Below are 24,963 nucleotides of genomic sequence, written 5' to 3'. Positions count from 1 at the left end.
CGTTCTACCACCGTCGAGGCGAGGGGCCGAGACCCGCGCCCGGAATCGCGCGGCGCCCACGAAGGGTCCACCGGGGAGATGGGGCATGATGGGGGCGCGTGAGCAACGGGAATGGCGAGCGGCGTGACGAAGCGAAGGTGGCGGCGCCGCACGTGCTGGCCGAGGCGGCACGTGACGTCCTGGAGGGTTTTCGTCGGGCGCATCCGAGCCTGGAGGCCGAGCTCTTCGTCATCGTGGAGGGGAAGCTGACGCTGGAGCTGGAAGCCGCCACGGGCGCCTTCGCCGCGAGCCAGGGTGTGGCGTGCTCGGTGGTGGCGAGGGTGTGGGACGCGCAATCCCGGGGCGTCGCTTCGGGCCCCGTGCGTGGGCGCGAGGACCTGGAGCGCTGGTTGGACACGGCGCTGCGAGGAGTCGCCGCTGAGTCGCGGCCGGCTCCCGCGAGTTTCCTGACGGTGACTTCGCTTCCAGCGTGGCGTTGGGAGCCCTCCGTGGAGCGGGCACGCAACGAGGCCGTGCGGCTGGTTCGGACGGTGGTGCCTCCGGGCACTGTCGTGCAGGCGTTGGTGTCCACCCATCGCTCCACCTGGTCCGCGTTGCTGCGAAGCAGCGGCGGCGTGGTCGCGCATGGGGAGGACAGGGAGGAAGCCTTCGTGCGCTGCGAGACGTCTCGTGGCGCGGTGGTGGATGCGGTGGCGCGAGTCCCTGGGCAGGACGCGCTGGAGCTGGAGTCCCTGCGCGAGCGTCTCCAGGACGCCGTGGCGGCGCTGGAGGACCCGGCGAAGCCACTCGCGCAGGACTCCGCGACATCGCCCGTGGATGCAGCGGAGCCCCCGTCTTCCGAGTCGCGAGGAGCGGAGGTCGCGGACCCGACGTTGCCGCTGGTGTTGCGTCCCGCCGTCGCCGCTCCGCTCGTCGCCGGGCTCGCCTGGCTCCTGCGCGGGGACGTGGCGGCGGCGACACCGGCCCTGGCGCGCGCCGTGGGGAAGAAGGCCTTTCCCTCCGTGCTCTCCGTGGAGGATGACCCGCTTCACCCCCAGGGCACTCGTCGCCGCGAATGGGATGACGAAGGTCGTGAGGCGCGTGCGGTGCGACTCGTGGATGAAGGCCGCCTGATGGGCTTTCTCCACTCGGAGCAGACCGCGACACGGCTCGGCGCGCAGCCGTGTGGACGAGGACTGCGCGAAGGTGCCTCCGAAGCCTCCGCCTCTGCTCTCAACTTCTTCATCAGTCCACGCGGCGACGCGCTGCCCGCGCACTACACGGAGTTGGTCGCCCGCGTGGAGACCTTCACGACGATGCCCCGTCCCGGGCGGGTGTCCCTCATCGCGGGAGGCTGGGAGGTGCGAGACGGTCGCCGCGTCCGCCGCATCGCGCCCATGTCGCTGGAGCTCCCGGTGCTGGAGACGTTCCGAGCGCTCCGGGGCGTGGGCGCCGACCTGACCTTCTTCCCCACCGCCGAGGGCTGTGGCACCCCCACCCTGATTCTTCCTCCCCCGTCGGAGTGAAGCCCGCCCATCCCGCCCGAGCGAGGGGCGGGGACCCCGCGCCCCGGTTCGAGCGACAGCCGCCAGCCGCTATCGGCGAACCATGCGCCGGGCGATACTGCCATCGCTCCGCGCTTCGACGCACGGGCCCGAGCGCCAGGGTGTCGCTCGAGGAGGAGATTCGAGATGGGGACGGATTCATCGTCCGCGGCACGTGCCACGGGCTCGGCGGAGCGCGGCGTGGTGGCGCTGTGGCCCGCGAAGCAGACGGAGCTGGTGGGTGACTCGCGGGTGCTGCGAGCCCTGCCTCGCGTGGAGCTGCGGCGCGTGGGGCCCTTCGTCTTCTGCGACCAGTTCGGCCCCTCGCCCGCCGTTCCAGGCGCCATGGCCGTGCCACCCCATCCCCACGTGGGGCTCCAGACGGTGACGTACCTCTTCTCCGGCGCCATCCGTCACCGCGACTCGCTGGGCACGGTGCAGGACATCCACCCGGGCGATGTGAATTGGATGACCGCCGGACACGGCATCGTCCACGCCGAAGACGTGGACTCCAGTCCGGGCGCCGCCCCGCTGCACGGCATCCAGACATGGGTCGCCCTGCCTCGCGCGCAGCGCCACGTGGACCCGGCCTTCGAGCATGTCCCCGCGTCACGACTGCCACGGGTGGAGCGCGAGGGCGCGCGCGTGCGGGTCCTCGCGGGACGGCTCGGTGAGGCCCTCTCCCCGGTGCCCGCCTTCCATCCGCTGACGTACCTGGATGTCGAACTGGAGGCGGGCGCCGCCGTGGCCCTGCCGGTGGAGCCCACGCACGCGCTCGCGGTCTACGTCGCCGAGGGTGAGGTGGCCGTGGGCCAGACGTCCGTGGACAAGGGCGTGCTCGCGCACCTGGACGAGGGCGCGTCCACGCTGTCGCTGCGCTCGGCGCGAGGCGCACGGGTGATGGTGCTCGGTGGCGAGCCGCTGCCGGACCCGCTCGTCATCTGGTGGAACTTCGTGGTGGACAGCGTGGCGGAGGGCCGCGCGCGTCTGGCGGACTGGGAGGCTGGACGCTTCCCGACGCTTGGTCCCTGAGCGACCCTGGCGCCGAGCCCTCGTACCCGAGGGCCGAGGCCCCGCGGCACGAATCCGGTGCATGCTGCGCCCCGCACTCGGGAGGACATGGATGTCGGGTCAGTCGTTGGCGATGAAGCTGCTGGAAGGCGCGAAGGAGTGGGCGAAGCGGCTGCCGTCCGCGCTGTCTGGAGACCTCGCCGTGGATGTAGGGGGCAAGCGGTTGCGGGTGTCCCACGTGCGCGTGGAGACGGTGGTGCGCCAGCTCCTGGTCAAGGTGAAGCACCTGGAGCTGCGCCATTGGGAGGCGCGTCCGGAGCTCTACGATATCCGCTTGTCGGTGAAGGGCTGGAAGCTGCGCGTCGAGACGACGCTGGAGCGCGTGGAGTTCGCCTCGGGGCGCTATCGGCTGTGGCTGCGCACTCCGGGGCGCGTGGAGCTGGAGGAGTCGCGGGGCGCGTCGTCGCTGGTGATGGGAGTGCTGCGCGCGGGGGCGGGCCGCTCCGCTGTGCGCGCCCTCGCCGAGCGACTGCTGCCTCCCGGAATGCGGTGGGACGGGCAGGTGCTTCAGGTGGAGGGCAAGCTTCCGCCCGAGGGCGTGCTGTCCGCGAAGCTCTTCGAGAACGCCTCGCTCTCGATGAGCGTGGAGCACGTGGAGGAAGGGCTGTGGCTGGGCGCGGAGGCGTGGCCCGGCCTGTTGGATTTGCTCCAGGCCCTGTTCGGCACGGAGCTGCCGCGCACGCCACCGGGGACGTGAGCCGCGACCCTCGCGGCTACTCGTCGTCCTCCACCTTCAACGCGCGCCTGGCCATGGTCATCGTCACGCCCATGGCATGGAATGCCAGGCCGATGCCCCAACCGATGGCGGGCCAGACGACCCACCACGAGGGGCCCGTCAAGACGTCGATGAGCGTGAGCGCGCCGATGACGATGGTGTAGCTGAAGCCGTGCGTGGCCAGCCCCAACAGGTCCTTGCGCAGCTTCTGCCGGTCCTGGTCCTTCTGGCCGCGCGCCGCCAGGGCGACCTCGACGGAGGCCTCGCTCAGGCCCATCTCCCGCGCCATGGCGAGCACCTCCTCGCGCGTCAGGGGCCGCTCGGAGGCCTGACTCGTGAGCGCATGCGCGCTGGCCTCGCGGATGAGCTCCGCGGCCTCCCGCTCCGTGAAGTGCGTGGGTGGAGCCTTGGGTCGCGTGTCCGCCATGCGCCCGGACAGTAGTGCCTTGCCCGGGCTCGCGTCGATACACCCGGGCGGCGGTGCGCACCGCGTGGACTTCAGCCGCCCTTCTGCGCCGACTTCGGCGGCTGGTAGGCGCCAGGCACCGAGCGCGCGGCGATGGCCAGCCGGTTCCACGCGTTGATGGTGGCCACCGCGCCGGTGAGGTCCGCCAGCTCCTTGTCCGTGAAGTGCGGCTTCACCGCCTCGTGGACGGCGGCGGACACATGGCCGTGCTTCAAGTCCGTGACGGCCTCCGTCCAGGCCAGGGCCGCGCGCTCCCGCGCCGAGTAGTAGGGGCTCTCCTCCCACGCATCCAGGCCATACAGCCGCTGCTCCGTCTCGCCGATGGCGCGCAGGTCCTTCCAGTGCATGTCGATGCAGTACGCGCAGCCGTTGAGCTGAGAGGCGCGCAGCTTGATGAGGTGCAGCAGGCCCACCTCCAGCCCGCACTGATGCAGGTACTTCTCCAGCCCCATCATCGCGGTGAAGATGCCAGGGGCGAGCTTCGCGGTATCGAAACGCAGTGCTTCCATGGTCTTTCATCTCCTTCGGGGAGGGACCTCGTGTCCCCCATCGCTGAGGCGTGAAGTAACCGGGGCGGCCACGACGCGCGAGGGCCACTCGCGCACCGTTCGATGGTGCCACTTCGGGCCCGCGCGGCGGCCACTTCCCAGCGGGACGAGCGGGGCCTTTTGTTCAGCGCAGGGCGCGCGCGAGCAGGCGCACACCCTCGGCGATTTCCTTCTCGGGCACACACGCATAGCCGAGCAGGAGCGCTCCGGGCCCTGGGGACTGCGTCCGGAAGGCCGACAGGGGCTGCGTCATCACCCCGGCCTCGACGCCGCGCGCGGCGGCCTCCCGGTCATCCACGCCCTCCGGCAGCCAGCCCACCAGGTGCATGCCGGTGTGGAGGGGAGACAGGTCCAGTTGCCCGCGCAATTCGCGACGGGCTTCTTCCACGAGGGCCGCCTGCCGGTCGCCGTACAGCACGCGCATGCGGCGCACGTGGCGGCTGAAGTGGCCCTCGTCGAGGAAGTCCGCGAGCACCGCCTGTTCGACGACGGGCGTGTGGCCGTCGGCGAAGCGGCGCGCCGCGCTGAAGGCATCCACCAGCGACTCCGGCACCACCAGGTAGCCCACCCGCAAGGCCGGCGACACCACCTTGCTGAACGTGCCGATGTAGATGACCCGCGCATCCGGCGACAGCCCCTGGAGCGCGGGCAGCGGCCGCCCCACGTAGCGGAACTCGCTGTCGTAGTCGTCCTCGACAATCCACGCGTCGGAGCGCGCCGCCCACGCGAGCAGCGCCTGCCGCCGCGCCTCGCTCATCGCCACGCCCAACGGGAACTGGTGGGCGGGCGTGACGATGGCCAGCCTGGCGTCGGGCCGCAGCCGCATGCCGGCCTCCACGTCCAGGCCCTCGGCATCCACTGGCACCGGCACCAGCGTGGCGCCCGCGGCGACGAGCGCGCCCCGGCTGGCGAAGTAGCCCGGGTCCTCCACCCACGCGGCGTCACCCGGGTCCAGCAGCACCTGCGCCGCCAGGCTCATCGCCTGCTGCGCGCCGTTGACGATGATGACCTGCTCCGGGACACACCGCACGCCCCGCGACGTCGCCAGGTAGTCCGCGACGGCGCGCCGCAGGGGCGGATGGCCCGCGGGCTCCGCGCGCTTGAGCAGGTCCCCCCACGAGCGTCGCCAGCGCGTGTGCAGGAGCTTCCCCCACAAGTCACTGGGAAAGGCATCCACCGACGGCGTACCCATGCGGAACGCCAGCCGGCTGGCGGAGATGCCGGGCGCGGTGATGCGCAAGTCGGGCAGCCGCGCCACCGCGAGCCCGCGCTGGGAGATGCCCGGCGTGTGCTTCGGCGCGGCCACGGGCTCCCGGGCGCGTCGCGACGCGGAAAGCCGCTCCGGCAGCTCCCGCGCCACGTACGTGCCCGAGCCCAGCTGGCCCACCAGATAGCCCTCCGACAAGAGCCGCGAGTACGCGTTGAGCACCGTGTTGCGCGACAGGTCCAACTGCTCCGCCAGCGCGCGCGTGGACAACAGCCGCGTGCCCGGCGCCAGCCGCCCGGCGACGATGGCCGCGCGCAGCGCCTCCACGAGCTGGGCCTGGAGCGAGCCTCCCGTGGCCGCGTCGAGCACCACCGACGTGGCCGCCATCACCGCGGGCCGCTTCCGGAGCGCACGCTTCCGGACGCCTCCCTTCACGCCTTGTTTGGAGGGTGTCATGTCCCGTTCGACCCGGCCCTGGAGGATTCACACCGGTGATGTCTGGAATCACGAGCCATCACTGTTGGAAACGTCCGCAAGCAGGTTACGTGGCGACCGTAGCCCGATTCGCGGCCGCGGTCCGCCCTGTGGTGGGCCCGGCGGCCTGAAGCAGGCGAAGGGGGAACGTCATGCTGGGGTGGCCCTGGTTTCACCTCATCGTCGCGCCGCCGCGCGCCAGAATCGAGGAGGGAATGCGCGCGCGGCTCTTGCGCGTGGCCGAAGCGCTCGTCCGGGAGCAGGGGCTGGAGGCGCTGACGCTTGCGGCCGTGGCCCGGCGCGCGCACGTGGGACGTGGAGCGCCGCGCTACCACTTCGGCGGCAAGCGCGGGCTGTTGGACGCGCTCGAGCCGCGCTCGCGCCGTTGAGTCCTTCACAATCGGGGTGGACGCCGCGCCCTTGGCCGGGCATGACGGGGCCGCCCAGGGCCAGCATGTCGCGAGGTGTTGCCCGCCTGCCCGAGGAGGGCCCCGACAGAGGCGGATGCGGGGTCTTCTCACCTTCCGGAATACAGCGGAGGGGAGCGCCCACCGTTAAACTGAAACGAGAATTGTTCGGGTAGCTCGTGCGTTGTTCCGCGCGGGGTTGGGGTAGGTTGGTTTTTCGAGGCCTGGATGTGATGACAGGGGCCTCCTATCAGGCTAGAGGCAGTCCGGCACCCCAGGTTCGGGGTGGAAGGCGGCCTCGATTGCCGCAAGACGAAAGAAGACGCATATGGCGACTGGTTCCGTGAAGTGGTTCAACGACGCGAAGGGCTTTGGCTTCATCGCGCAGGATAATGGCGGCCCTGACGTGTTCTGCCACCACACCGCCATCCAGGCGGACGGCTTCCGGACCCTGGCCGAGGGTCAGAAGGTGGAGTTCGAAGTGCAGAAGGGGCCCAAGGGACTTCAGGCCTCGAACGTCCGCCCGATCGGCTGAGCGCGTCCGCTCCAGCACTCATGCCCGGTCTCCTTTTGAGTGAGGTCGGGCTTTTGCTTTCAGGAGGGAGGCGACATGCAAGGAAGGTCGACGAAGCGTCAGAAAGAGCAGGCGCGCAAGCAGCATCAGCAGGAAAAGGATGCCAAGCGCGAGCAGCGCAAGAAGGACAAGGGGGACAAGACGCCCCGCCAGCCTGGTGAGGTGGACCCGGACATCGCGGACATCATTCCCGGTCCGCAGCCGGTCGTGGAGTACTAGGTCCCCACCCGTCGTCGGGCCCACCACGAAGCACCGTGGTGGGCCTTGTCGTATCCAGGGTGACGTCCTGGGTAGCCCGAAAGCTCACCGGTGGATAGTCGCGAACGTCGCCCGTCGACAGGTGCTTCGAGTCCGGACTACGTGTCATGCCCCCTGCCACTTTCCGGGCATGGGGCGACGCAAGCGTCGCGACAGGGAGGATGCCGCGTATGGCGACGGGTACCGTGAAGTGGTTCAACGACGCGAAGGGGTTCGGCTTTCTCGCGCAGGATGACGGCGGCGCGGACGTGTTCTGCCACCACACCGCCATCCAGGTGGATGGGCACCGCAGCCTGAGGGATGGGCAGAAGGTGGAGTTCGACGTGCAGAAGGGGCCCAAGGGGCTCCAGGCCTCGAACGTCCGTCCGCTCGACTGACGCTGGCCGGTTCGCCGCACGGCGCTGCAATCGCTCGGGGAGCCGGAGCGTAGCAAGGCGGTCATCCTTCCCGCCCCACCGCGCTCCCCATGCTGCGAATCTCCGCTGTCTCGAAGTCGTATCCCAATGGGGTTCGAGCCCTCCAGGGCGTCGACCTGACCATCGAACGAGGACTCTTCGGCCTGCTCGGGCCGAACGGCGCGGGCAAGTCCACGCTGATGCGCATCCTCGCCACGCTGCAGGAGCCTGACTCCGGGCAGGTGGTCTTCGACGGGCTGGACGTGCTCGCGCAGCCGCAGGCCCACCGGCGGCACCTGGGCTACCTGCCCCAGGACTTCGGCGTGTACCCGGGCGTGTCCGCGGTGGAGCTGCTCAACCACCTGGGCCTGCTCAAGGGCCTGACGCGCGCGAAGGAGCGCCGGGAGCAGGTGGACGCGCTGCTGCACCTGACGAACCTCCACGCCCACCGCGAGAAGGCCGTGAGCGGCTTCTCCGGCGGCATGCGGCAGCGCTTCGGCATCGCCCAGGCGCTTTTGGGCAGTCCCCGGCTGCTCATCGTCGACGAGCCCACCGCGGGCCTGGACCCGGAGGAGCGCCAGCGCTTCCACAACCTGCTGGGGGAGGTGGGGGAGCACGTCGTCGTGCTGCTCTCCACGCACATCGTCGAGGACGTGCGCCAGCTGTGTCCGCGCATGGCCATCCTCTGCGATGGGCGGGTGCTGTGCGAGGGCGCGCCCGAGGCGCTGGTGGCGTCCCTGCAGGGGCGGGTGTGGCGCAAGACGGTGGAGAAGGGGACGGTGGAGCGCTACCGCGCCGCGTTCCCGGTCCTGTCCACGCAGTTGCAGGCGGGGCGCACGCGGGTGCACGTGCTCGCGGACGCGCGGCCGGAGGAGGGCTTCGAGCCGGTGGCGCCCGACCTCGAGGACGTCTACTTCTCCACGCTGTCCCACCGGCGCGCGGCGTAGGGAAAAGGCACGCCATGCTCCGGGGCATCCTCCACTTCGAGTGGCGCTACCAGACGCGCCAGGCCGTCTTCTTCGCCGCGTCCGCGTTCTTCCTCGGGCTGGGCGTCCTGTTCGTCGCCACGGGTTACGGCGGTGACGGCCTCCCCGTGAATTCGCCGTACAGCGTGGCGCAGTCGCTGGGCCTGTTGTCGCTCACGTCGCTCTTCGTGCTGGGCATCTTCTGCGCGAACACCGTGCAGCGCGACGCCGAGCACCGGATGACGGAGTTGCTCTACACCACGTCCGTCACCCAGCGGGACTACCTGCTCGGCCGCTTCCTGGGGGCGCTGCTGGCGACGCTCGCCGTGTTCGCCGTGGCGGCGCTGGCGCTGATGGTGTCGCCCTTCGTGGTGGTGGTGGCGCCCGAGCGGCTGGGGCCCTTGAGCGTCGCGAGCTACCTGTGGGCGATGCTGGTGCTCGTGGTGCCCAACGTCGTGTTCGCCGCGTCGCTGCTGTTCGCCATCTCCGCGTTGTCGCGCAGCACGCTGGCCAGCTACGTCGGCGGCATCCTCGTGTATGCGCTCTACATCGTCGGCGCCATGTGGGCGGACTCTCCGCTGATGGCGGGCGCGACGCCGCAGACACCGGAGGCCCTGGCGCGCGCGGCGCTGTTGGACCCGTTCGGCCTGTCCGCCTTCTTCGAGCAGACGCGCTACTGGACGGAGGCCGAGCGCAACACGCGGCTGCTGTCGCTGACAGGCAACCTGCTCTGGAACCGGCTGCTATGGCTCGCAGTCGCCGCGTGCGTGCTGGCCCTGGTCCACTGGCGCTTCTCCTTCCGCAGCGCGGCGGTGAAGCCCCGGCGGGACGAGCGCTCCCCGGAGCCCGTGGCCACGGCCGCTTCCCCCTACCGTCCCGTCGCCGTGGAGGGCACGTCCCAGGCGGGCTCGTCGTGGGCGGTGCTGGTCTCCTCGACGCGGTTGGAGTTGCGGCACCTCTTGCGAAGCTGGCCCTTCCTGGCGCTCCTGGCGCTGTGGCTGTTCATGGTCGGCATGGAAATCGTCACGGGGGCGGGGCGAGGGGAGTACGGCACGCGCCGCATCCCCACCACGGGCCGGGTGCTGGAGAGCATCTGGACGCCACTGTCCCAGCTCGGCACGCTGGTGCTCATCTACTTCGGCGCGGAGCTGGCGTGGCGCGAGCGCATGGCGCGCTTCGACGCGCTCCTCGACGCGACGCCGGTCTCCAGCATCGTCTTCGTCGTGTCCAAGCTCGCGGCGCTGGTGGCGTTGGTCGTCGTGTTGACCGGGACGCCCATGGTGCTGGGCGTGCTCTTCCAGCTCGCTCGCGGCCACCAGCTCCTGGAGCCGGGGCTCTACCTGTCGCTGTTCTACTTCGCGGGGCTGCCACTGGTGCTGTTCGCGGTGGCGGTGCTGTTCATCCAGACGGTGAGCCCGCATCGCTACGTGGGCATGGTGCTGAGCCTGCTGTTGGCCATCGTCGCGGGACAGGGCGCGGGCTGGGGGCTGGAGCATCCGCTGACGCGCTTCGGCGCGGCGCCCGCGCTGTCTCACACGGACCTGAATGGCCATGGTCCGCTGACCGCGTCCTTCACCGCCTTCATGGTGTACTGGAGCGCCTTCTCGGCACTGCTGGCCCTGGTCACCTGGGGCCTGTGGCGGCGCGGACTGGCGCCCCGACTGGCGGCGCGACTCCAGGCGCTGCCGTCTCGGTGGGGACGCGGAGGCCTGGCCTGCGCGGTGGCGAGTGGCGCGGTGTTGGTGGGCATGGGCGGGCTCATCCTCCATGACACCTACGGCCTGAATGGCTACGAGTCCCGCGACACGTTCTCCACGTGGCAGGCGGACTACGAGCGCGCGTACAAAATCCACGAGGCGCTCCCGCTCCCCAGCATCGTCGCGGTGAAGTCCGCGGTGGACCTGTTTCCGGAAGAGGGCCGCTACCGCGTCACCGGGGCATATCGGCTGGAGAACCGGACGCTATCGCCCATCGACACGATGTGGGTCGCCGTGCCCAGGAGCGCGCGACCCGTGTCGCTGGCGCTGCGCGGCGCGGAGCTGGTGGCCCATGACGAGCGCTTCGGCATGTACCGCTTCAAGTGGGCGTCGCCCCTGCTTCCGGGCGGCGTGTCGGAGCTGTCCTTCGACGTCACGCGGGAGGAGCGGGGCGTGAGGGCGGGGGACTTCGAGCTGGCGCTGGTGGAGAACGGCTCCTTCATCCAGCAGACGGAGGCGTTCCCCACGCTGGGCTACCGACGGACGTATGCGATGGGCAACCCAGCCCGGCGGAGGGAGTTCGGCCTGCCGGAGGTTCCGAGGATGCCCCCGCTGGATGAGAGTGGCGCCACGCCCTCGGCGCCGGCCCAGACCTGGCACACCCTCGACGTGACGGTGTCCACGGCGGGCGACCAGACGGCGATTGCTCCGGGGACGCTGCGCAAGCAGTGGAGCGAGGGCGGTCGACGCTACTTCCACTACGTCGTGGACCGGCCGATGACGCCGATGTTCGCCATCGTCTCCGCCCGCTATGCGGTGGAGCGGACGCGGCACCAGGGCGTCGACGTGGAGGTGTATTACCACCCCGCGCACCCCTACAACGTGAAGGCGATATTGGCGGCGATGACGCGCTCGCTCGATGACTTCGGCGCGCGCTTCCATCGCTATCCGGACACGCAGTTGCGCGTGGTGGAGATTCCCTCGTACTGGGGCTTCGGCGCGCTGGCGATGAGCCAGGTCATCTACTTCGTGGAGGACCGGGGCTTCCTCACCGACATGGGGGGAACGGACGCGGTGGACCTGGTGACGCGGCGCACGGCGCACGAGGTGGCGCACCAGTGGTGGGGCCACATGCTGGACCCCGCCACCGTGGAAGGCGCGACGATGCTGGTGGAGTCGCTGACCAAGTACTCCGAGCAACGGGTGCTGGCGGGACTGCACGGAGAGCGCTCGCTCTTGCCCGTGCTGGCGTTCGACCGGGACCGCTACCTGGTGGGCCGCGCGGAGGAGGTGGAGCAGGAGCCCGCGCTCTACAAGGGCACGGGCCAGTCGTACCTCTACTACGGCAAGGGCGCGCTGGTGATGAACGCGCTGCGGGACTTGCTGGGCGAGGCGAAGCTGGACGCGGCGCTGCGCCACCTGCTGCATGCGCAGGGGCGTGAGAACTCGCTGACGACGTTGGACCTGCTGGACGCGCTGCACGCGGAGGCGTCCGCCGAGCAGGGGGTCCTCATCGACCAGTGGCTCAAGGAGGTCGTCCTGTACGACTTCAAGGTGGAGGCCGCCACGGTGGAGGCGCGGGCGGATGGGCGCTTCCAGGTGACGGCCCGGGTGACGACGTCCAAGCACGCGCGCCGTGGGAGCGAGGACGTTCCCCTGCCGATGGATGAAGCCCTGGACGTCGCCGTCTACAGCGAGTCCCCGCGAGATGGCTCCGAAGAGGATGTCCCGCTGCACGTGGAGCGACTGCGCTTCCAGGGCGCGTCCACGCAGGTGTCCTTCGTGGTGGACCAGCGCCCGACGTATGTCGGGGTCGACCCGTTCTTCCTGCGCATCGAACGCGAGCGCGGCGACAACTTCCGGAAGCTGGAGGAGCGGCGGGAGGCGTCGGCGTCGCGTGAGTCGAGCACGGTCGACCGGAGCGACGAGGATGCCGCTCCGGCCGACGTGACGTCACCTGGAACTCAGGCGACCTTCTTCTCGCGCAGCTCGCGCCGCAGAATCTTGCCGACGTTCGTCTTCGGCAGGTCCGTGCGGAACTCGATGTGCTTGGGACGCTTGTAGCCGGTGAGCTGCTCACGGCAGAAGTCCATCAACTGGGCCTCCGTGAGCGACGGGTCCTTCTTCACCACGAAGAGCTTCACCACCTCGCCGGAGTGCTCGTCGGGGATGCCCACCGCCGCCACTTCCAGCACGCCGGGGTGCATGGCCACCACACCCTCGACCTCGTTCGGGTACACGTTGAAGCCGGACACCAGAATCATGTCCTTCTTGCGGTCGACGATCTTGGTGTGGCCGCGCTCGTCCATGATGCCGATGTCGCCGGAGCGGAAGAAGCCGTCGGGGAACATCACCTTCTCCGTCTCGTCCGGACGGTTCCAGTAGCCGGCCATGACCTGCGGCCCGCAGATACAGATTTCGCCCGACTCGCCCATCGGAACGTCGTTGCCGTCCTCGTCGCGGATGGCGATTTCAGTGCCCGGAACCGGCAGGCCGATGGTGCCCGAGTACTCCGTGGCGATGGGCGTGTTGCTGGTGGCCACCGGAGACGTCTCCGACAGGCCGTAGCCCTCGATGAGCGGCACGCGCGTGGCGGCGAACCACTTGTCCGCCACCGCCTTCTGCACCGCCATGCCTCCGCCGTTGGAGACCATCAGGTGGGAGAAGTCGAGCTTGCTGAAGTCCGGGTGGTTGACCAGCGCGTTGTAGAGCGTGTTCACCGCCGGGAGGATGTGGAACGGCTGCTCCGACAGCGTCTTGATGAACGCTGGGATATCGCGCGGGTTGGGGATGAGCACGTTCATCGCGCCCATGCGCATGCCCATCAGGCCGCACACGGTGAGCGCGAAGATGTGGTACATCGGCAGCGCGCAGATGATGTTCGCCTGCTCGATGTTCCGGCCCTTCATCGCGGGCTGGAGCCACGCCTCCACCTGCAACAGGTTGGCGATGACGTTGCGGTGCAGCAGCATCGCGCCCTTCGACACACCCGTCGTGCCACCCGTGTACTGCAGGAACGCGATGTCATCCCGCGTCGTGGTGGCGGGGGTGAGCGTGCGCGTGCCTCCCTCGGCCAGCACCTGCTTGAAGCTGGTGGCTCGCGGAAGCTGGAACGCGGGCACCATCTTCTTGACCTTGCGCACCACGAAGTTGACCAGCGTGCCCTTGAAGCCGCCCAACAGGTCGCCCATCGTCGCGACGACGACGTGCCGCACCGGCGTCTTCTCCAGCACCGCCTGCAGCGTGACGGCGAAGTTCTCCAGGATGAAGATGGCCTGGGCGCCGCTGTCCTTGAGCTGGTACTCCAACTCGCGCGGCGTGTAGAGCGGGTTGATGTTCACCACGATGTAGCCGGCGCGCAGAATCGCGGCGATGCACACCGGATACTGCAACACGTTGGGCATCATGATGGCGATGGTGGCGCCCTTCTCCAGGCCCCGGGATTGGAGCCATGCGCCAACGCGCCGCGACAACGCATCCAGCTCCCGGTACGTGATGAACTTGCCCATGCACTTGAAGGCGGGCCGGTCCGCGTACTTGGTGAACGATTCTTCCAGCAGGTGCGTCAGCGTCGGGTACTGCCGGTCATCGATTTCCGCCGGAACTCCAGGCGGATAGTGCTTCAACCAGGGCTTCTCCATCGGGCTCGCCTCCAAGGCGCGTGTCGTTGATGGGTTCGGGGACGCGGATGGTATCCCGATTGCGCACAAGTCCGACCCATTGCGCGGCGGTTGTTCGTTGTCTGCCTTTGCCGCGCTGCGGCATGAATGCCCGCGCCCGCCGTCAGGTGCCGAAGGCGCGCGTGACTTCGGCCTGGACGATGCGGTCCACGCGGTAGTGCCTGCGCTCGCCGCTGCGCACGTCGAGTGCGTCCAGGCGAGTCTCGTGCCGGTCCATCACCACCGAGACGATTCGCACCTCTCGCGTGGTTTCCAGGAAGTTGCCATCCACGTAGGTGATGCGCAGCGGCTGCTGCTCGAACCAGGCGCGCTCAATCGCCGCCCGGACGGACGCCTTGCTGGGCAGCGACGGCACGCCGAGGAAGGACAGCTCCTTGAGCCTGTCGAGCAGCTCGCGCTGCGCGGACGTGGAGAGGGCCGCCCGCACCTTGTCCAGCGCCGACTCCAGCGTCCCGGTGAAGGGCAACAGCCGCATGTCGATGGCGAAGCGCCCCAGCGCCACCAGCAGCGCCGCCTCGCGCGCCGTGAAGTTCACCGGCGGCAGGCTGTAGCTGCGGTCCAACGCGTAGCCCCCTCCCCGCCCACGCTCCGCGGCCACCGGCATTGACGCGGCGCGCAACGTGTCGAGGTCCCGGTAGATGGTGCGCACCGTGACGCCGAAGCGCTCCGCGAGTGTCTCCGCCGTCACTCCGGTGCGGCGGCCTCGGAGGTATTCAGCGAGGGCGAAGAGTCGCTCGGTGCGTTGCATGGGGGGTGATAACTGACATACCGCTGACACCCGTGAGCGGCAAGGTGTGGGGCATGATGAGCGGCATGTTGGAGGACGAGTGGCTGGGGGGCTGGGACGCGACACCGGGCATCGTCTCGGTGTGGGCGGAGCCCGACGGCCGCGCCTTCGTCTGGCGGCGGATTCCCGGGACGGGGGAGCTGGTGCGCGAGGACGTGCGCTTCCGGCCCTGGCTGGTGCTCTCCCATCTTGAAGACCTGGACCACCTGGGCACGCGGCTCCGGCCGGAGCGCGAGGGCTATGTGCCGGGCCGGGTGACGTTCCAGGAGCTGTCGGGGCCGGGGGTGCTGCGCTTCCTCGTCCGCGCGGAGGACGGGCGGGCGCTCGCGGCGGAGGTGCTGCAGGGCGCGTCGCGGCGGCTGGGGCGTGCGTTCTCCAACCTGCGGGAGCTGGGCTCGAGCACGGTGCTGTCGCTGCCACCGGAGGAGCAGTACCTCACGGCCTCTGGGCGGACGTACTTCCGGGGGCTCGGCTTCGACGAACTGCACCGGCTCCAGTTCGACCTGGAGACGACGGGGTTGGACCCGGGCAAGGACCGCATCTTCCTCATCGCGATGCGCGGCCCGAAGGGCGAGCTGGAGGTGCTGGAGGCGCACGGACAGGGGGACGCGGCGGAGGCGGACCTGCTGCGCCGCTTCGTCGAGCGGGTGCGCGTGTTGGACCCGGACGTCATCGAGAACCACAACCTGCACGGCTTCGACCTGCCCTTCGTCGCGCGGCGCGCGAAGCTGCTCAACGTGCCCGTGTCGCTGGGGCGCATGGGAGGCCCGGGGCTGCGTCACCGGCCCTCCGCGCGAGGCTCGGCGTTGGGGCGCGGGGCGGAGCGCAACGCGGACTCGATGCGGCGCGCGCGCTACACGGTGCCCGGGCGCGAGTTCATCGACACGATGGACGCGGTGCTGCGGCACGACTTCTCCGCGCGAGACTTGCCGGGGCACGGGCTCAAGGTCGTCGCGCGGCACTTCGGCATCGCCGGCCCGGCGCGGGAGTACATCCCTGGCGCGCGCGTGCACGAGGTCTTCCAGACGGACCCGGAGCGGGTGCGGCGCTATGCGCGCGACGACGTGGGCGAGGCGGAGGGCCTGGCGCGGCTGCTGGGCGGCGCGGCCTTCGCGCTCGCGCGCATGGCACCCCGTCGCTACGAGCGACTGGCGGATGCGGGCGCGGCCACCGGCGTGCTGGACCCGCTGTTGGTGCGGGCGTACCTGCGCACGGGGGCGGCGCTCCCCGCGTACGAGGAGGGGGATGGCACGTCGCACAACGGCGCGGCGCTCCACCTGTTCGCCACGGGAGTGGCCCGGCGCGTGGTGAAGGCCGACGTGGCCAGCCTCTATCCGTCGCTGATGCGCGAGTACCGCATCGGCCCGAAGCGGGACAGGCTGGGTGCGCTGCTGGCGATGGTGGACCGGCTGGTGGACCAGCGGCTCGCGGCGAAGAAGCGGGCGCGCGCGGCGGCGCCGGGCTCGTCGGAGCGACACGAGAACGAAGCGCTCTCCGCGGCGATGAAGCTCGTCGTGAACTCGGCCTATGGCTACCTGGGCGCCTCCGGGCTGACGCGCTTCTCGGATGTGCACGCGGCCAACGAGGTGACGCGGCGCGGGCGCGCGGTGCTGTCGCTCCTGTGTCGCGAACTGGACCGCCGGGGTGTCACGCTGTTGGAGGCGGACACGGACGGTGTGTACTTCGCGGTGCCGGAGGACTGGCGCGAGGAGGACGAGCGCCGCGTGGTGTCGGAGGTCGCCGCGCTGCTGCCCCAGCGCGTCCAGCTCGAGTTCGAAGGGCGCTACGCGGCCATGCTCTCGCACGAACCGAAGAACTACGTGCTCCAGTCCTACGACGGGACGCTGCACCTCAAGGGCGTGGCCTTCCGCTCCAGCCGCGCCGAGCCCTTCGGGGAGACCTTCCTGCGCCGCGCGGTGCGGTGCCTGCTTGCCGGAGACGTGGTGGGGGTCCGGGAGGCGTATGTCTCCACGGTGCTGGCGCTGCGCAGGCGCCAGGTGCCGACAACGGAGCTGGCCTCGCACGTCCGGCTGACGAAGGACTCCGCGCAGTACGGTGCGTTGCGCGAGCGCCGCCGCGAGCTGCCCTACGAGGCCATGCTCGGCGCTGGCAGGAAGACCTGGGGCTCCGGCGAGCACATCCACGTCTACCGCGCGGTGGGGGGACGCGCGGGGCTGTTGCCGGAGCCGGAGCCGGATGACATTGGCGGCGGGCCGGCGGACGCGGTGGAGGCGCCGCGCGACTACGACGTCGAATACTACGTGCGGCTGTTGAAGGAGACGTTCGCCGCGAGGCTGGAGCGGGGGCTGACCCGGCTCGACTTCTCCACCGTCTTCGATGACCCGGGCCAACCGTCCCTCTTCACGCCCTCGCTCACGGATGCGAGGCCCATCCTCACCGTGGTGGCGAAGCCGCCGGAGGATGTGGCGCTGGAGGACGCTCGGGCGGACGAGTCGCCCGAGGACGCTCGGACGGACGAGTCTCCCGAGGCGCCATAGGTTGAATCGCCTGCTCGGCGCGGGACGCCTGACGTTCGAGTGCGTCGCGCTGTTCAGAAGCCGGCCTCTCGTGGTGCGGGCACATTGAATCCGTGAGGGCCGTGCTGCGGAGTGACGCATCCGGGGAGCGACGTCCACGCGGCCTCGGAGGGGGAATGAGATGCGGCCCGCATCGATGGTCGACGCACCGGCTCGCGGCATGCCGCTGATGCTCCTGACGGCGGGGGACCTGGCTGGCACCCTCGTCTTCGCTGTCGAGGGCGCGCTGACGGCGGCGCGGGCGGGGCTGGATGTCTTCGGGGTGTTGGTGCTCGCGTTCGCCACGGCGTTGGGAGGTGGGCTCGTGCGGGACGTGCTCCTCGGCGCGGTGCCGCCGCTGGCGATTCGCGACTGGCGCTACGCGACGACGGCGTTCGGCGGGGGTGTGCTGGTGGTGCTGGTGAGCGGCCCGCTGGGCCAGGTTCCTCCCACGTTGTTGCTGGCCCTGGACGCGGCGGGGCTCGCCCTCTTCACGGTGACGGGTGCGAGCAAGGCACTCTCCTTGGGAGCCCCCGCGCTGACGGCCTTGTTGCTGGGCGCGATGACGGGCGTGGGGGGAGGAACGCTTCGCGACCTGTTGTTGGCACGAGTCCCGCTGGTGTTGCGCGCGGATGTGTACGCGGTGGCGGCGCTCGTGGGCGCGGGAGTGTTGCTCGTGGCTCGGAGGGTGGGTGTGCCCGCCGTGCTCGCGGCGAGCCTGGGGGCCGTGGCCTGCTTCGGCTTGCGGATGCTGGCGGTCCTCCTGCACTGGCGTCTGCCGTCCGTACCGGGGCAATGAGGGTGCGAGTCTTTCCCGGACGGGTGCCTTCGCGACAGTCCAAGCGGCTGACGTGAGTCGCTACGTCCCCGACTGCTTCGGCTCGCAGACGTGGCAGAGCCGGAGGGGGCGCTGGGCATCCCAGGGAGCGGGGTAGTCCTCGCAGCGCTTCTCCGCCTCGGCGTCCAGCGCCCGGGCGACGTCCAGCAGCCTCCCGCCGTTGACGGCTTGCGTCTCGGTCAGTTCCTGGAAGTCGCGCTCCGTCGCGTACCAGAACACGCACAGGCCCGGGCCCTGCTTCACCAGGCCTTGGGTGTACTGCTCCCAGCCGAAGCGCAACGGGTCCTCGTCGCTCGTCGTGCGCAGGCTCGCGTTCATGAAGTTCATCAGCGGCCAGTTCGCGGACACGAACCCACCGAAGTCGGCGTGCTCTCGCGCCAGCGTCGCCTGGATGCGACTCCAGCCCTCGCGGTCCGCGAGCGGGAAGAGCAGGTTCCACGGCGCCTTGCCGGACCTGCGCTCCTGGAAGCTGTCCTCATAGGGGGTGATGGCGCTGCGCAGGTTGAACACGCCGATGCCCACCAGGACCGCCAGCGGCACCAGTCCCGCGTGCGCGGCCCCCCCCTGGCGCAGTGCCCACCGCGAGAGCACCTGGGCCAGCAGCGCGGAGACAAGGACCAGCGTCGCGCACAACACCAGCATGGCGCCGTGCAGGTGGTACTTGATGAGGTAGTACTCCCGACTCGTCACCGACCACAGACAGAGCAACTGCACCAGTCCGCCCACGCCGCCGAAGAGGCCCGCGTACCGCGCCAGGCGCGTGCCGGTGTCGCCCAGGGCCAGCCCCATGCGCTTCGCCGCCAGGGGGAGCAGGAGCAGCCCCAGGGAGAGCACCAGTTGTCCCCTCAGCATCGCGTGGAAGCGGGGCGCGACGATTCCACCCGTCACCGGAATCAGCGGGAGCAGCTTCCAGTAGGCGAAGAGGGCCGCGAGCCCCAGGCCGACGGCCAGCGCGCGCAGCGCCCACTGGAGGCGCCGGGCATGAGACACGCCGGTGGACTCGACGCCCGCCAGCACCGCGCTGACGAGGAGCACGTCGCCCAGGTTGAGACCGTAGGTGTAGCGATGGAGGACGACGGCGAAGAGCAGGGCTCCGATGCGCAAGAGCCGCGAGGTGAAGAACCCGAACAACACCCACCCCAGCAGCGTGGGCACCAGGCCGAACAGGTGGGCGTAGAAGCCGTCGGCCTGGTGGTAGTGGAGCACGGGGAAGAGGATGGATGTCGCCGCCATCAATCCCGCGAACAGGAGCCACGGCGCGACACGCGCTCCCGGCACTCCCGCCTCCTCTTGACGGTGGGTCATCGCCAGGAGGGCCGCGAGCATGCAGAGCGTCAGCAGGAAGGGGATGGCGTAGAACCCCGCCCGGAACGACTCGAAGGCGTCGAAGCCGAGGAAGACGTCCAGCCAGTGCGTGAAGGCGTAGAACGACACGAACTGCTGGTAGACGTCTGGAGCGCTCTCGACGAACGCGCGCCGCAGGGCGACGTGGTTGCCCGCGTCCCCGCCGCCCACGGACATCAGGCCGTCGAAGGCGGAGGCGTGGAGCGCCTGGAGGGCCGCCACCATGAGGGTCCCCAGCACCAGCAGTGCTGGGAGGACGTGCCATCCCCGCCTCACGCGAAGCCCTCCCGTCAGCGCGGCCAGGACCACGCCGCCCGCCAGCAGGGCGACCGCCAGCCCGAGCGACGCGGTGATGCTCAAGCGCAGCGCCGCGCGGAGGGCACCGGACATCAACAACGCCAGACCGGGCACCAGCGCCAGCACCAGCCATGAGGCCGGGCCGGCGGACTCGGGAGAAGAGCCGGGGCTGTCGAGCCTGCTCAGCGCCCGGTCGAGCCGCTCACGAAGCGTCGCCATGCGCTCAGCCTCCCACCAGTGAGCGGACGCGCAGCCCCAGCAGGGCGGTGGTGACCTTGACCATGAACCGGATGCTCTTCAGGCCGCTCAAGCTGGAGACGCCCTGGGTGCGCGGCGTCATCTCCACCAGGACCTCCTGGATGCGCAGTCCGCGCAGGGCGAGCAGCGCGATGGACTCGGGCTCCGGATACTCGTCCGGCATCGCGCGCAGCAGCTCCCGCACGGCTCGCCGTGAGTAGACGCGGAAGCCGGAGGTCGGGTCGCTCACCCGCGCCTGCCGGCCGAACAGACCCAGTACGAGCGTGACGAGCATTCCGCCCGTGCGCCGCAGCGGGGTGGTGCTCCGCAGGGGATTGGACACCGCGTTGGCGGCGGGCTCCGGCGGCACGAAGCGCGAGCCGATGATGAGGTCCGCGCCCCGCTGACGGGCGAGCGCCACCAGCCGGGGAATCTCCTCGATGGGGTGCTGGCCGTCGGAGTCGCATTGGACGACATGGTCCGCGTCCAGGGCCCGCGCGAGCTTGAAGCCCGTCAAGAGCGCCCCAGCCACGCCGACGTTGGTGCTGTGGGTGACGTGGCCCAGGGGCGCGAGCGAGGCGAGCAGGCGAGGCGTGTCGTCCAGGCTGCCATCGTCCACCACGCAGAAGGCGAAGCGCTCTTCACCCGTGCTCCGCTCCTGGAGCGCTGCGAGCCGGGGGAGGACTTCCGGCAGCGAGCCGGCCTCGTTGAAGCAGGGCAGGAGGATGAGCACCTTGCGGCCCTCGCCAGCCAGGTGCCGCGCGGCCTCCTTGGGAAACTGCTGGGCGGCGAAGCTGGTGGTGAGCTCGACAATCTGCCGCGAGAAGCGCCGGTTCTCCGCCTGCTGCTCCACCATCTGGAAGAACAGGAACATCATCATCCCGCCGAGCACGAAGTTGCTGACGAGCTCGATGCCCAGCACCCGGATGACCGGGCGGAACAGGTCGGGATTGATGACGGTGGTCAGGAGGAACAGCGCCACCAACCACCAGATGAGCGAGTTCCTCGCGGGAAGTCGATGCCCGAACTGGGAGAAGAGGATGGTGAAGAATCCCGCGGTCAGCAGGATGACGAGAAAGGACATGCGCTCCCCGAGCCCTAGCTAGGTCCCTCCGACCCGGCCCGGCAAGCGATTTCTACCTCGGGGAAGGGGCGGGGATGAAATCCCTCCCGAAGGGAGCCAGATGACCCATCTCACTGGCCGGGTCCGTATGGTGGCGCGGCGATGGTTGGCGGACGTTTCCGACGCGGACCCCACCGGCGTGCCTCTCCTCCCAACGCCGTGCTGGAACGCCCGTGCTCTACTCCCGCCGTTCAGTCCGTCCGCCGCCGCGGCGAAGGAGCAGGAACCGGTGAAGAAGCTCGTCAATGAGCCCAGGGCCGTCGTGAGGCAGATGCTGGAGGGGTTCGTCGCGCTCGCTCCGGGGCAGGTGTTGCTCGACGACGAGACGGTGGTCATCCGCGCCGACACACCGGCCGACCCCGCGCAGCGCAAGGTCTCCGTCATCTCCGGTGGTGGCAGCGGGCATGAGCCCGCGCACGCGGGTTATGTCGGCGCGGGCATGCTCGACGCGGCGGTGGCGGGGGATGTGTTCACCTCGCCCAGCACGGACGCCGTGCTCGCCGCCATTCGCGCGGTGTCAGGCCCCGCGGGCTCGCTCCTCGTGGTGAAGAACTACACCGGTGACCGGCTCAACTTCGGCCTCGCCGCCGAGCTGGCCCGCGCGGAAGGCATCCCCGTGGAGGTCGTCGTGGTCGCCGATGACGTCGCCCTGCGCCATACCGTCGAGCCCGCGCGACGTCGCGGCATCGCTGGCACCGTGCTGGTGCACAAGGTGGCGGGAGCCGCCGCGGCGGCGGGCCTGTCCCTCGAGGACGTGCTCCGAGAAGCCCAGGCGGCCTCGGCGGAGCTGGGCACCATGGGCGTCGCGCTCGGTCCGTGCACCGTGCCGGCGGCGGGCCGTCCCGGCTTCACCCTGGGCGATGACGAAATCGAGCTGGGACTGGGCATCCACGGAGAGCAGGGCGTGCGCCGCGCCCCGCTCGTGGCCGCTGATGCCTTGGTGGAGTCGCTGCTCTCCATCATCCTGGAGGACCGGAGCTTCGGCGCCAGCACCCGCGTGGCCCTGCTCGTCAATGGACTGGGCGGCACGCCCCCCATGGAGCTGGCCATCGTCACGCGCCGCGCCCTGACACTTCTGGGCGAGCGCGGCCTGCGTGTGGAGCGCGCGTGGACCGGGACGTTCCTCTCCGCGCTGGAGATGCCGGGCTGCTCCCTGTCCGTGCTGAAGCTGGATGACGCGCGCCTGGGCTGGCTCGACGCCAGGACGACCGCTCCCGCCTGGGGAGGCGAGGGCCGGCTCGCACCGGAGCGCCCCGCCCGGCCCGTCGCCGTCACGCCGTCCGCGCCTCTCACCCAGGAGACTCGTCAGCCTGGAATGGAGCGGGTGCGGGACGCCGCGCACGCCGTCGCCGCCGCCTTCGAAGCGAGTGAAGCCCGCCTCACCGAACTCGACAGCGCGGCGGGAGATGGAGACCTGGGCCTCAGCCTCTCGCGCGGCGCGGCGGCGATTCGCGCCCTGCCCGAGTCCTCGTGGACGAATCCACCACGGGCCCTCACGGCCATCGGCGATGCCCTGCGGCGCGCCATCGGCGGAAGCTCGGGGCCGTTCTACGCCACCGCGTTGCTGCGCGCCGCGCGTCGCCTCTCCGAGAGTTCCACCAATGCTCCGGCCTGGGCGGACGCGTTCGCCCTCGCCGTCGACGCGGTGGCGCAGCTTGGCGGCGCCAAGCCCGGAGACCGCACGATGCTGGATGCGCTCAAGCCCGCGGCCGATGCCTTCGCTCGAGAGCTGAAGGCTGGAACGTCGACCGCTGAAGCCTGGGCCGCGGCGGTGCACGAAGGAGCGCGAGGCGCGGAGGCCACCACGCGCATGCAGCCCCGGCTCGGACGCGCCAGCTATCTGGGAAGCAGGGCGCTCGGTGTGCCCGATGCGGGCGCGGCCGCTGTCGTCGTCTGGTTGAAGGCGCTCACGCCCTTCATCGGATGAGCGAGGGGGAGTTGCCCTGCGGCGGAGCCTGCTCCGGCGGCCCGCCGATGGGCCGGACGGCTTCCCTCGCACGACGCGGCGGACGCCAGCCGAGCGACACCCTCAGATAGGGCGCCGGGCCCGTGGACTGGAGCATCCCCATCTCCACCCGGTCCCGGTCCTTGTCGAGCAGCGCATAGTCGTTCAGGAGGTCGAGCCCGATGGACGAGCTGAGCCAGAGGTTTGCATTGCCCAGGCGCGCATTCACCGTGGGGCCGAAGCGCAGCGCCGTCTCACGGATGTACTGCGGCATGGGGCCCTGCCCGTCATACGGGATGCGCGAGCGGAAGACCTGCTGGTCGAACATGCCGGTGATGCCCAGCTCCAGCCCGGTGCCCACCTTGTACAACATGGCGAGCCGAGGCAGCCCCACCTCCAGGATGTACGGCCCCTTGCGGTACGCGAAGGCAATCATGGGGACGACGGGCGTGGCATCGAACGGATACAGCGCCACCAGGCCGAACGTCAGCCGCACGTCCGGGTCTCCACCAATCAGGTAGTTCGCCATGGCGAAGCCCACCCACGAGGTGTCCAACCCGAAGTCGAAGGAGCTCTTGAAGTCCGTGCGAGTGTTCGCCACCGCGCCCGTCACCAGCATCCACCGGGGCGAGAGCGGACGAATCAGCGTGAGCCCGAGCTGGAAGCGATGGAACTGCCGACCCAGCTCCTCCTCCGACACATCCGCCAGCGGACCGTGCTGCTCCAGTCCCATGAAGCGCGTCTCGTAGCCGAAGGAGGGCACGAGCACCGTGCGGCCGAGGAACAAGGGCGGGAGGGGGATGCGCAGGTCCAACTGCCTGCGCTCATCCAGTCTGCCGCCTTGTGAGCCAATCTCGGTGCCGCGCGCGAAGGTGACGCCAACGTAGGCCCGATCCTCCGTGGTCTGCGCACCCGCCGCATGGGCGAAGAGCAACGCGCAGGCAAGCAGCGCTCCCTGGGCGGTCACGCCCCGAGCACGCACACTCTCGAGCGTCGAAACCCATCGGACAGTCCTGGTTGATGCCACGCAGACCTCACACCGTTTTCCCGGCCGAGTCCCCAGTATACCCGGAGCCGGACGGCCGAGGCTTCCCGGGGAGGTCCAGCCAGGACATTTCGCTCGTCAGCTCCCGGGTGGACTTCTAGCCTGTGAACATGACGCTCTTCGAAAAGTTGCTGCAGGAAGGCTCGCTCCACGCACAAGCAGGCTCGGCCGGCAAGCGAGCCGCGCTCAAGGCGAAGCTGTCGCCCTCCGCCGAAGTGAAGCAGGTGGCCCAAGGCCTGACCCTCTCCGAGGGCCAGGACCTGACCTTCGACGCGAAGAGTGTCACGGTGAACGGCAACCTCATCCTGGAGGACCAGGGCCGCCTGCTCGTCGCGGGAGACCTGGTGGTGGAGGGCAACATCATCCACGAGGGCTTCGACTACTCACTGCTCTTCGTCGGCGGCTCGCTCAAGGCTCACAACCTCCTCTTCCACGGAGAGATTGTCGTGCTGGGGGACTTCTCCCTCCAGGGTGTGGCGTGGACCTACTACAACGACTACTCCTCCTACGCCGACACGCTGTCCGCCCGGCTCGTCGTCTCGGATGACCGCGACGACGCCATCGACAAGGTGCGCGCGGACCATCACCTCATCGGCCACTCCAGCGAGATGGGCCCCCAGTTGAGCAAGCTGCTCGCCAAGGGGCTGGTGGATGAAGAGGGCGAGTGGTCCTACACCACGCTCGCCAAGAAGCTGAAGCGCAAGGAATCACTGCTGCCATGACGTGAGCACGCCGACGTGTCGCGCGGCTCAATGAGTTGCAGGAAAAGCGCGAAAGAGCGCGCCATCGAGAGACCTCCCGTGTCCCGAGGATAACCCCCTCACTTCGTCCCCCCGGATGAAGCGCACCTC

21 protein-coding genes are annotated in these 24,963 nt (G+C 70.1%); 13 read left to right on the top strand and 8 right to left on the bottom strand.

Annotation, left to right across the window (positions count from 1 at the left end; translation table 11 throughout):
• Positions 1–98: 98 nt before the first annotated feature.
• From G4D83_RS33330 to G4D83_RS33320, 3 genes are all read left to right on the top strand, one after another.
• The gene (locus tag G4D83_RS33330) at positions 99–1,505 is read left to right on the top strand and encodes a metallopeptidase TldD-related protein (RefSeq protein WP_163868901.1); all 1,407 of its coding nucleotides are present in this window, start codon (positions 99–101) and stop codon (positions 1,503–1,505) included.
• A 165-nt stretch (positions 1,506–1,670) separates the two neighbouring features.
• Complete coding sequence (locus tag G4D83_RS33325) at positions 1,671–2,555, top strand: pirin family protein (protein ID WP_163868900.1); 885 nt, start codon at positions 1,671–1,673, stop codon at positions 2,553–2,555.
• 91 nt (positions 2,556–2,646) lie between these two features.
• Complete coding sequence (locus G4D83_RS33320; RefSeq protein ID WP_163868899.1) at positions 2,647–3,291, top strand: hypothetical protein; 645 nt, start codon at positions 2,647–2,649, stop codon at positions 3,289–3,291.
• A gap of 16 nt (positions 3,292–3,307) precedes the next feature.
• Here G4D83_RS33320 and G4D83_RS33315 read toward each other — a convergent pair whose 3' ends face one another.
• The 3 genes from G4D83_RS33315 to pdxR form a co-directional block, all read right to left on the bottom strand.
• Positions 3,308–3,736, bottom strand: coding sequence for a 2TM domain-containing protein (locus tag G4D83_RS33315; RefSeq protein WP_163868898.1), 429 nt, complete (start codon positions 3,734–3,736; stop codon positions 3,308–3,310).
• A gap of 71 nt (positions 3,737–3,807) precedes the next feature.
• Positions 3,808–4,284 (bottom strand): carboxymuconolactone decarboxylase family protein, encoded by a 477-nt coding sequence (locus tag G4D83_RS33310; RefSeq protein ID WP_176434361.1) that lies wholly within the window; start codon positions 4,282–4,284, stop codon positions 3,808–3,810.
• A gap of 163 nt (positions 4,285–4,447) precedes the next feature.
• Positions 4,448–5,986, bottom strand: coding sequence for a MocR-like pyridoxine biosynthesis transcription factor PdxR (gene pdxR / locus G4D83_RS33305; RefSeq protein ID WP_163868897.1), 1,539 nt, complete (start codon positions 5,984–5,986; stop codon positions 4,448–4,450).
• A 170-nt stretch (positions 5,987–6,156) separates the two neighbouring features.
• Between pdxR and G4D83_RS33300 the strand changes: the two genes are divergently transcribed.
• From G4D83_RS33300 to G4D83_RS33275, 6 genes are all read left to right on the top strand, one after another.
• Entirely contained in the window at positions 6,157–6,393 is a 237-nt protein-coding gene (locus G4D83_RS33300) for a helix-turn-helix domain-containing protein (RefSeq protein WP_205522773.1), read from the top strand.
• 346 nt (positions 6,394–6,739) lie between these two features.
• Positions 6,740–6,946, top strand: coding sequence for a cold-shock protein (locus G4D83_RS33295; protein ID WP_141643684.1), 207 nt, complete (start codon positions 6,740–6,742; stop codon positions 6,944–6,946).
• Positions 6,947–7,021: 75 nt separating this feature from the next.
• Positions 7,022–7,204, top strand: a complete 183-nt coding sequence (locus G4D83_RS33290; protein ID WP_141643683.1) for a hypothetical protein — start codon at positions 7,022–7,024, stop codon at positions 7,202–7,204.
• A gap of 209 nt (positions 7,205–7,413) precedes the next feature.
• Positions 7,414–7,620, top strand: coding sequence for a cold-shock protein (locus tag G4D83_RS33285; RefSeq protein ID WP_163868896.1), 207 nt, complete (start codon positions 7,414–7,416; stop codon positions 7,618–7,620).
• 89 nt (positions 7,621–7,709) lie between these two features.
• A complete protein-coding gene (locus G4D83_RS33280; protein ID WP_163868895.1) occupies positions 7,710–8,585 on the top strand; it encodes an ABC transporter ATP-binding protein in 876 nt (291 codons plus the stop codon).
• 14 nt (positions 8,586–8,599) lie between these two features.
• Entirely contained in the window at positions 8,600–12,364 is a 3,765-nt protein-coding gene (locus G4D83_RS33275; protein WP_163868894.1) for an ABC transporter permease/M1 family aminopeptidase, read from the top strand.
• Here G4D83_RS33275 and G4D83_RS33270 read toward each other — a convergent pair.
• Positions 12,265–13,941, bottom strand: a complete 1,677-nt coding sequence (locus G4D83_RS33270; protein ID WP_163868893.1) for a long-chain-fatty-acid--CoA ligase — start codon at positions 13,939–13,941, stop codon at positions 12,265–12,267. The two genes, G4D83_RS33275 and G4D83_RS33270, sit on opposite strands and share 100 nt — an antisense overlap.
• 142 nt (positions 13,942–14,083) lie before the next feature.
• Positions 14,084–14,728 (bottom strand): helix-turn-helix transcriptional regulator, encoded by a 645-nt coding sequence (locus G4D83_RS33265; RefSeq protein WP_141643678.1) that lies wholly within the window; start codon positions 14,726–14,728, stop codon positions 14,084–14,086.
• Positions 14,729–14,784: 56 nt separating this feature from the next.
• Between G4D83_RS33265 and G4D83_RS33260 the strand changes: the two genes are divergently transcribed.
• Complete coding sequence (locus G4D83_RS33260; protein WP_163868925.1) at positions 14,785–17,265, top strand: DNA polymerase domain-containing protein; 2,481 nt, start codon at positions 14,785–14,787, stop codon at positions 17,263–17,265.
• A 160-nt stretch (positions 17,266–17,425) separates the two neighbouring features.
• Positions 17,426–18,082: a trimeric intracellular cation channel family protein gene (locus G4D83_RS33255; protein ID WP_240356867.1), complete on the top strand. Its 657-nt coding sequence runs from the start codon at positions 17,426–17,428 to the stop codon at positions 18,080–18,082.
• Positions 18,083–18,142: 60 nt separating this feature from the next.
• Here G4D83_RS33255 and G4D83_RS33250 read toward each other — a convergent pair whose 3' ends face one another.
• Entirely contained in the window at positions 18,143–19,981 is a 1,839-nt protein-coding gene (locus G4D83_RS33250) for a hypothetical protein (RefSeq protein ID WP_163868892.1), read from the bottom strand.
• 4 nt (positions 19,982–19,985) lie between these two features.
• Positions 19,986–21,083 (bottom strand): DUF2304 family protein, encoded by a 1,098-nt coding sequence (locus tag G4D83_RS33245; RefSeq protein ID WP_163868891.1) that lies wholly within the window; start codon positions 21,081–21,083, stop codon positions 19,986–19,988.
• 268 nt (positions 21,084–21,351) lie between these two features.
• On the opposite strand from G4D83_RS33245, the gene G4D83_RS33240 reads away from it, so the two are divergent.
• Positions 21,352–23,049, top strand: a complete 1,698-nt coding sequence (locus G4D83_RS33240; protein WP_163868890.1) for a dihydroxyacetone kinase family protein — start codon at positions 21,352–21,354, stop codon at positions 23,047–23,049.
• Here the strand turns inward: G4D83_RS33240 and G4D83_RS33235 are convergent.
• Positions 23,039–24,034 (bottom strand): hypothetical protein, encoded by a 996-nt coding sequence (locus G4D83_RS33235; protein WP_205522772.1) that lies wholly within the window; start codon positions 24,032–24,034, stop codon positions 23,039–23,041. The genes G4D83_RS33240 and G4D83_RS33235 overlap by 11 nt on opposite strands.
• Positions 24,035–24,222: 188 nt before the next feature.
• On the opposite strand from G4D83_RS33235, the gene G4D83_RS33230 reads away from it, so the two are divergent.
• Entirely contained in the window at positions 24,223–24,834 is a 612-nt protein-coding gene (locus G4D83_RS33230; RefSeq protein ID WP_163868889.1) for a hypothetical protein, read from the top strand.
• Positions 24,835–24,963: the final 129 nt, after the last annotated feature.

Origin of the sequence: Myxococcus eversor (genome assembly GCF_010894455.1) — a bacterium.
In the GTDB taxonomy this organism is placed as follows: Bacteria; Myxococcota; Myxococcia; order Myxococcales; family Myxococcaceae; genus Myxococcus; species Myxococcus eversor.
This window is presented reverse-complemented; position numbering and strand designations above follow the sequence as displayed.

Coding starts and splice junctions, on each gene's coding strand:
- G4D83_RS33325 (WP_163868900.1), top strand. CDS start 1,671: ATGGGGACGGATTCATCGTCCGCGGCACGTGCCACGGGCTCGGCGGAG.
- G4D83_RS33320 (WP_163868899.1), top strand. CDS start 2,647: ATGTCGGGTCAGTCGTTGGCGATGAAGCTGCTGGAAGGCGCGAAGGAG.
- G4D83_RS33315 (WP_163868898.1), bottom strand. CDS start 3,736: ATGGCGGACACGCGACCCAAGGCTCCACCCACGCACTTCACGGAGCGG.
- G4D83_RS33310 (WP_176434361.1), bottom strand. CDS start 4,284: ATGGAAGCACTGCGTTTCGATACCGCGAAGCTCGCCCCTGGCATCTTC.
- pdxR (WP_163868897.1), bottom strand. CDS start 5,986: ATGACACCCTCCAAACAAGGCGTGAAGGGAGGCGTCCGGAAGCGTGCG.
- G4D83_RS33300 (WP_205522773.1), top strand. CDS start 6,157: ATGCTGGGGTGGCCCTGGTTTCACCTCATCGTCGCGCCGCCGCGCGCC.
- G4D83_RS33295 (WP_141643684.1), top strand. CDS start 6,740: ATGGCGACTGGTTCCGTGAAGTGGTTCAACGACGCGAAGGGCTTTGGC.
- G4D83_RS33290 (WP_141643683.1), top strand. CDS start 7,022: ATGCAAGGAAGGTCGACGAAGCGTCAGAAAGAGCAGGCGCGCAAGCAG.
- G4D83_RS33285 (WP_163868896.1), top strand. CDS start 7,414: ATGGCGACGGGTACCGTGAAGTGGTTCAACGACGCGAAGGGGTTCGGC.
- G4D83_RS33280 (WP_163868895.1), top strand. CDS start 7,710: ATGCTGCGAATCTCCGCTGTCTCGAAGTCGTATCCCAATGGGGTTCGA.
- G4D83_RS33275 (WP_163868894.1), top strand. CDS start 8,600: ATGCTCCGGGGCATCCTCCACTTCGAGTGGCGCTACCAGACGCGCCAG.
- G4D83_RS33270 (WP_163868893.1), bottom strand. CDS start 13,941: ATGGAGAAGCCCTGGTTGAAGCACTATCCGCCTGGAGTTCCGGCGGAA.
- G4D83_RS33265 (WP_141643678.1), bottom strand. CDS start 14,728: ATGCAACGCACCGAGCGACTCTTCGCCCTCGCTGAATACCTCCGAGGC.
- G4D83_RS33260 (WP_163868925.1), top strand. CDS start 14,785: ATGAGCGGCATGTTGGAGGACGAGTGGCTGGGGGGCTGGGACGCGACA.
- G4D83_RS33255 (WP_240356867.1), top strand. CDS start 17,426: ATGCGGCCCGCATCGATGGTCGACGCACCGGCTCGCGGCATGCCGCTG.
- G4D83_RS33250 (WP_163868892.1), bottom strand. CDS start 19,981: ATGGCGACGCTTCGTGAGCGGCTCGACCGGGCGCTGAGCAGGCTCGAC.
- G4D83_RS33245 (WP_163868891.1), bottom strand. CDS start 21,083: ATGTCCTTTCTCGTCATCCTGCTGACCGCGGGATTCTTCACCATCCTC.
- G4D83_RS33230 (WP_163868889.1), top strand. CDS start 24,223: ATGACGCTCTTCGAAAAGTTGCTGCAGGAAGGCTCGCTCCACGCACAA.